A 6,421-nucleotide genomic window follows, 5' to 3' on the forward strand; every position below is an offset into this window, starting at 1 on the left:
ATTGCAAGCAAATCTTGGCGACCCAAACCAATTGCGCGCCAGCCCGCTTCAGCGGGCTTGACCTTATTTAGGCGGGCGATTTCATTGCCCGACCTACATCGCCCGACCTACCCACGCGCGATTGATTCCGCCTCTCGCCTGTGATACAATCGGTTTGAAGGCAACTAGAAAGAACAGATGACCCCTGATACGCTTTCCCGATTATCAAAAGGGATGACCACGTTGCGATGGATCATGCCGATCACGCTTGCCGTGTTCGGCATCGGCTATCCGTTGTGGGAAGGCATTGTCGTTGACGGCTATGTGCCCTATGCGCCCCAGGTCGTCATCGGCGTTGTCTTGCTAGGCGTGGTCGGTCCCCTTGCGATTTTCTTTACGCTCACCTGGGCAATGCGCGCGGCGGCATCGCTCGAACGCGCGGCGCACGACCGCGAACGCCAACATCAACAACTCGTCGCGCTGAACGCGATTGGTGAAGCGGTCAATCAGTCGCTTGAATTGAACGCGGTGCTCGAATGCGCGCTCGACCGCGTGCTCAATTTATTGCGGCTCGAATCGGGCGAAGTTCGTTTGCTCGACGATGGCAAATTGGTGCTCGGCGCGGTGCGCGGCGTATCGCCGGAATTTATCGCGGCGGAACGCGTGGTACCATTCGGACAATGTGTGTGTGGCAAAGCCGCGCAAACCGGGCAACTCATCGCGATTGAGGATATTGGGCGCGCGCCAACACTCGCTCTGACCGCGTGCGCGTGCGAACGATTTCGCTCGGTGTTGACTGTGCCGGTGCGAACGGCGGATCGTGTCGTCGGCGTTTTGCACGTGGGGAGTCACGTGCCACGCATGTTTGACGCATCCGACCGCGCGTTGCTCACCGCGATTGGACAGCAGGTCGGCGTCGCGATCGAAAAGGCGCGCTTGCACGCGCAACTCAAAGTGCTGAATCACGAATTGGAAACACGTGTGACGGAACGCACCGGCGAATTGGTCGCTGCGAAGGAAGAGTTGGCGCATAAAGCCGACGCGTTGCGCCAAGTGCTCGCCGAAGAACGCCGCGTCGAAGAGAAAACACGCGCGCGCATCGCGCATGATTTGCACGACAGCGTGCAACAACTCATCATCGGCGCGTTGTTCGAAACGCAGGCGGCACGCGACGCGCTCGCCGCGCACCCAGAGTCGGCGCAGATGCGGCTGGGCGAGACCCAGAATTTGTTGCGGCGTATCGAAGCGGAGATGCGCGGCGCGATCTACAGTTTGCGCCCCGTCGCGCTCGACACGCACGGACTCGTGCCGGCATTGCGCGAGTTGGTTGCCAGTTTCGAACGCGTCGCCGGAATTCAGTGCGAATTGCGCGTGGATGGTGCGCCGCGTCGCTTCGACCCCGAAGCCGAGGTCGCGGTGTTTCGCGTGACGCAAGAATCGTTGAACAATGTCGAAGCCCACGCCCAGGCGCAGCACGTTTATATCGTAGTGAGTTTTGGCGCGCGCGATCTACGCGTCGAAATTCGCGATGATGGTCGCGGATTCGACAGCGTGGCGGTGATGCGCGAGCCGCGCACACACCTGGGTTTGATCGGCATGCGCGAACGCGCCGAAACGATCGGTGGCGACCTGGATGTCTGGTCGCAAGTGGGCGTGGGTACACGCATTGTGCTGAAAACGCCGATTGCTCAATGAAGAGCAAGGAGACCTCGTGGACACTGTGCGGGTTTTGTTAGTAGACGATCACGCGATTGTGCGGCAAGGCGTCCGCAGTGTGCTAGCGAATCACGTGGATATTCAAGTGATTGGCGAAGCGGATAGCGCGGCAAGTTTGTTCGCCGCGCTTGCTACGTTGCAACCCGATGTAATTTTGCTCGATATTCGAATGCCCGGTCAGAACGGCATCGAAGTAACGCAACGACTCAAGCGCGAGCATCCCAATATCAAAGTGATCATCTTGAGCACGTACGATGAGGACGAATTTCTATTCGGCGCGTTGCGCGCCGGCGCGGAAGGATACTTGCTCAAGAGCGCGTCGCCCGAGGTGCTTGCCTCGGCGATTCGCCAAGTGGGGCGCGGCGATCGTCTCCTCAGCCCGGCGCTTGTGGGCAAGGTGATGCGCGAATTTCAAGACCTGGTCAAGGACAAGGCGCGCGCGGATTCTGGGTTGAGCGATCAAGAACTCGACGTATTGCGACTGATTGCCGCCGGCGCGACGAACAAGGAAATCGCGGAAAAGGTATTTTGGAGCGAGGTGACGGTCAAGCGCAAGGTGCAGGACATTCTCGAAAAGATGGGCGTTGCGAATCGCGCGCAAGCCGTCGCCGAAGCGGCAAAACGCGGATTGTTGTGAACAAGAAAGAATCCAGGTTTCCCCGTAGGGGAGAAACCTGGATTCTGGCAAAGGCATTTCTGCTAAAGAGGATCAAATGCCATCACCATTTCCTGGAATGGATCCGTATCTCGAACATCCCGAAATGTGGCTCGACGTGCATCATCGTTTCATCACGGCAATTGCGGATGCGCTCGCCCCGCGCGTCCGTCCCAAGTATCGCATCGCGATTGAAAAGCGAACCTACACGGCTGATCCAGGGAATTCACAATTTGCCGGACGTCCCGATGTCGAGGTCTTGCGCGATCGTGTGGCTGAGTACGTCGCGGTAGAATCGGCGACGAGTCCGATTTCGGTGACCGTGCCGGTGCCGGATGTGATTCAAGAGGGGTATCTCGAAGTGCGCGCGGTGGCGACCGGCGAGGTGATTACGGCGATTGAAATTCTCTCGTCGGCGAACAAGCGACAAGGCAAGGGTCGTCGCGCGTACATGCGCAAGCGCGAGCGCGTGTTGGATAGCGCCACGCATTTGGTCGAAATTGATCTCTTGCGTGATGGAGAACCCTTGCCGATGTCCGGGAGCAAGCCCGCGGACTATCGCATTCTCGTCAGTCGCGCGGACAAACGACCGCGCGCGGATCTGTACGTGTTCAGTGTGCGCGAACCGATGCCGGTATTTCCGCGTCCTTTGCAACGCGGCGATGACGAACCGCGCGTCGAATTGCAAACGTGGCTCAACGCGATGTACGATCGCGCGGGGTACGATCTGGGAGTGAATTATCGCGGGGATGCGACACCACCCCTGCAGGGTGATGACGCGACGTGGGCAGATGCGTTACTGCGCGCGCAGAATTTGCGTTGAAAGATCAACCTTTTCCGGATTCGACTGCGTCGGCAATGGTTTGTTCCAAACTCATCGCGCGACCAACCGCACGCGCGGCTTGCAATGCTGGGGATTCCAAGTGAAGGTGTTGGATCACCCAGTTTTTCTTTTCATCACTTGGCTTGATGTTTTCAACTGGTCCACTTGCCAGCAACGCGTCTGCCGCGCCGATCCATTGCGCGGCGCGTTCGGGATCGCGCTGGGCGAATGAGCCGGCGATTCCGTACACGCCATCCGCGACTCCTTGCCGGGAATTCAATTCCACAAACCGCGATACGCTTTCGACAAAATATGTGTGCGCCTGATCGTCATGTCCTCGATAGAGCGTCGCGTATCCAAGGTGAGTGAGTTGACTGGCAATTTCGAATGGTTCTGACAATTCACGCCAGCATGTTAGACTGTCTTGGAAAAATGTGCATGCCTCAGAGTACTGCTCACGCGCGCACGCAATCAAGCCGAGGCGGCTCAACACGTGAGCGACCTTTTTTGTGTCGCCGAGTTGGCGGAACGTATCCAAACAATCAGTCAAGATCGCACACGCGTCGAGATACTCGCCGCACTGTGCTTTTAATTTCCCCACTTTGAAGAGCGCGTTCGCGGCTTCCCAGACATTCCCGGCACTTGCATATTGCGCCGCGATGTCGCGATACAAGACCTCAGCGCGTTCGGCATCGGCTCGCGCATGCGCGAGCGCACCCAGTCCGCACAACGCATACGCGATTGAGTCTTGATCGTTCAAATCGCGCGCGAGAGCCAGACCTTGATCGAGCATACTTTGCGCTCTGGCAGAGTCCGCTTGAAAAACCGCCAGGTGTCCCATGCTGATCAGGACGCGAACACGCGCGGAAGCGTCGGACAAGGTGTGCGCCAACGCGAGGATTTTCGATAGCCGGTCGTTTGCCTCGCGCCAGTAACCGCGCGCGCGCCAGTATTGCCACAACGCGTCGCCGAAACGAAACGCGATGTTGGCATGTTGCGGACGTTCGATGGTCCAATCGAGCGCGGCAATCAAGTTGGCGTGCTCCGGCTCCAAACGCGCGAGCCACGCATCGCGTTCGGCATCGTGAAGATGCGGCGCGGCTTGGAGCGCCAGCCGAAAATACACGTCGCGATGATCGAGCCGCGCATCTGGCTCGCCGCCGGATGCTTGCAACTTGGCAAGCGCGTACTGGCGAATCGGTTCGGGCATGCGATAACGCATCACGCCATCGTTGACGGGGCAGGCATCCACGAGTGATTGGTTGACCAACTGGGTTACGAGATTGATTGCTTCCGAATCGTCCACTTGATCGAATAATTTGATGGTGTCAATCGTAAAGCCACCCCGAAATACAGATGCCCGTTTGAACAATTCGCGCGCGCGCGCGGATAGTTGCGCGAAACTCCAATCCAGCACCGCGCTCAAAATTTGGTCGTGCGTTTGTGTCGTGTGGTTCGCCAAGACTTGCTCGACGGGAAATTCTTTGACGTGTGCCGCCACGAGTTCGAGCGCGAGAGGAATTCCATTGAGATGCTCGCCCACGCGCGTCAGCGATGGTGTATTGACCGACGCGACACTTGATGCGTGTTCGCTCAACAAATGTTCCGCGTCGGTTGGTGATAACGGTGGAACGGTGTAGACATGCTCGTCGGCAAGATTCAATGGATGACGGCTCGTCGCGAGAATGCGTACATCAGGGCACGCGCGCAAAATCGTCTCGACGAATTGTTTGCACGCGCCGACGAGATGCCCACAATGATCCAAAACGAGCAACGCATGTTTCTCGCGCAGATGTTCGGTCAACGCGACGATCAGCGGACGGCGGAAATCTTCTTTCAGCCCCAGGACAGAGGCAACCTGTGCTGGCACTAGTGCTGGGTCGCTCCACCCGGCATGTTCGATCAACCACACCCCATCGGCAAACTCGTCAGTCAATTGGTGCGCGACGTTGAGTGCGAGCTGGGTCTTGCCGATGCCGCCCGCGCCAGTGAGTGTGACCAGCGCATTGTCTTCGAGCGCGTGTTTGATTTGCGCGATTTCATTTGCGCGTCCCAGGATTGGCGGTACAGATCGGGACACATTTCCGTGCGTGGCGGAGGATTTTTTCGCGGCGAGGATTTGTTCGAGCACACGACCGACTTGACGCGCGGACGCGTAACGGTCTTGCGGGTCTTTGGCAAGCAATCGCAAGATCAGCGATTCGAGAATGAGCGGTACGTCAGGACGCGTTTGGCTGGGTGGAACAACCGATTCCTTTAGGTGTTGTTCAAAAATGGCTTGGACATCGAAATCGGAAAACGGCACGCGCCCGGTCACCATTTCGTACAACAGTACGCCGAGCGCGTACAAATCGGAGCGCACGGTTGCCGGCGCGCCGGTAATCAACTCTGGTGCAACGTAGTAGATAGTTCCCGCGATGCTGTGTTCGGGCGGCAGGTTCGCGGCATCGCGCGGACGCGCCAAGCCAAAGTCCACCAATTTGGCGACATGGCGATAGCCGCGTTTTTCGACGAGTACGTTGCCCGGTTTAAGATCGCGATGCACCAGTCCCTGGGCGTGCGCGTACTCGAGCGCGTTGCAAATCTGTCGCGCGATGTCCATGCTTTGCGCGAAGGAGAGTCCGCGCAGCGCGTCCAGCTCTTTGCCGCGCACCAATTCCATCGCGATAAAGGGCGCTGGCTCAGGCGCGCCTGCGTCCACCGCGCCCGTTTCGTACACGGCGACGATGTTCGGATGATGGAGTTGGGCGGTGATCTGCGCCTCGCGCAAGAATTGCTCGCGCGTGCTGTGCCCGGTCGCGTCCAGGTTGATGATCTTGAACGCGATGTCGCGGTCGAGATGGCAATCGCGCGCGCGATAAACGATGCCCATGCCTCCGCGACCTAACTCGGCGTCGAGGCGATAACGTTCTTGGACGAGCGCGCCAATTCCAAATGCGGTCTTGGCGCGCGCGGTCGCGTCGGCAGGGCTGGCTTGCTTCTTTGATCCAACGCGGCGAAGGAAGCGGGCGAGAAAATTGATAGCCATTGTGAAAATTATACTCTGGATACGCGGAATTTTCAAAACACGTTTTATTTTCTTTCTCACTTGTGATACAATGCCGGCGGGTAACTACTCAGCCATCGTTCCTTTATCCGCGAATTACGCGAATCTTCGCTAATTTTTTCTTCTTATTCGCGCAATTCGCGTTATTCGCGGATAAATTTGTTTTTTCATCGGCGTAAATGTGGGTTGGCTGAGTAGTTAC

4 protein-coding genes are annotated in these 6,421 nt (G+C 57.9%); 3 read left to right on the top strand and 1 reads right to left on the bottom strand.

The annotated features are described in order from the left end of the window. Positions 1 to 213: 213 nt before the first annotated feature. The 3 genes from HY868_27180 to HY868_27190 all read left to right on the top strand — a co-directional run bounded on the left by HY868_27180 (position 214) and on the right by HY868_27190 (position 3,173). Entirely contained in the window at positions 214 to 1,674 is a 1,461-nt protein-coding gene (locus HY868_27180; GenBank protein ID MBI5305841.1) for a GAF domain-containing sensor histidine kinase, read from the top strand. A 16-nt stretch (positions 1,675 to 1,690) separates the two neighbouring features. Continuing rightward, positions 1,691 to 2,332 (top strand): response regulator transcription factor, encoded by a 642-nt coding sequence (locus HY868_27185; protein ID MBI5305842.1) that lies wholly within the window; start codon positions 1,691 to 1,693, stop codon positions 2,330 to 2,332. Between the two features lie 76 nt (positions 2,333 to 2,408). Continuing rightward, on the top strand, positions 2,409 to 3,173 hold the full coding sequence (locus HY868_27190) for a DUF4058 family protein (GenBank protein ID MBI5305843.1): 765 nt from the start codon (positions 2,409 to 2,411) through the stop codon (positions 3,171 to 3,173). Between the two features lie 4 nt (positions 3,174 to 3,177). Here HY868_27190 and HY868_27195 read toward each other — a convergent pair whose 3' ends face one another. Continuing rightward, entirely contained in the window at positions 3,178 to 6,201 is a 3,024-nt protein-coding gene (locus HY868_27195; protein ID MBI5305844.1) for a protein kinase, read from the bottom strand. Positions 6,202 to 6,421: the final 220 nt, after the last annotated feature.

Source organism: Chloroflexota bacterium, assembly GCA_016219275.1.
Classification (GTDB): domain Bacteria; phylum Chloroflexota; class Anaerolineae; order UBA4142; family UBA4142; genus JACRBM01.

Excerpts from the sequence above, each read along its gene's own strand:
- HY868_27180 (MBI5305841.1), top strand. The coding sequence starts at position 214 with ATGACCACGTTGCGATGGATCATGCCGATCACGCTTGCCGTGTTCGGC.
- HY868_27190 (MBI5305843.1), top strand. The coding sequence starts at position 2,409 with ATGCCATCACCATTTCCTGGAATGGATCCGTATCTCGAACATCCCGAA.
- HY868_27195 (MBI5305844.1), bottom strand. The coding sequence starts at position 6,201 with ATGGCTATCAATTTTCTCGCCCGCTTCCTTCGCCGCGTTGGATCAAAG.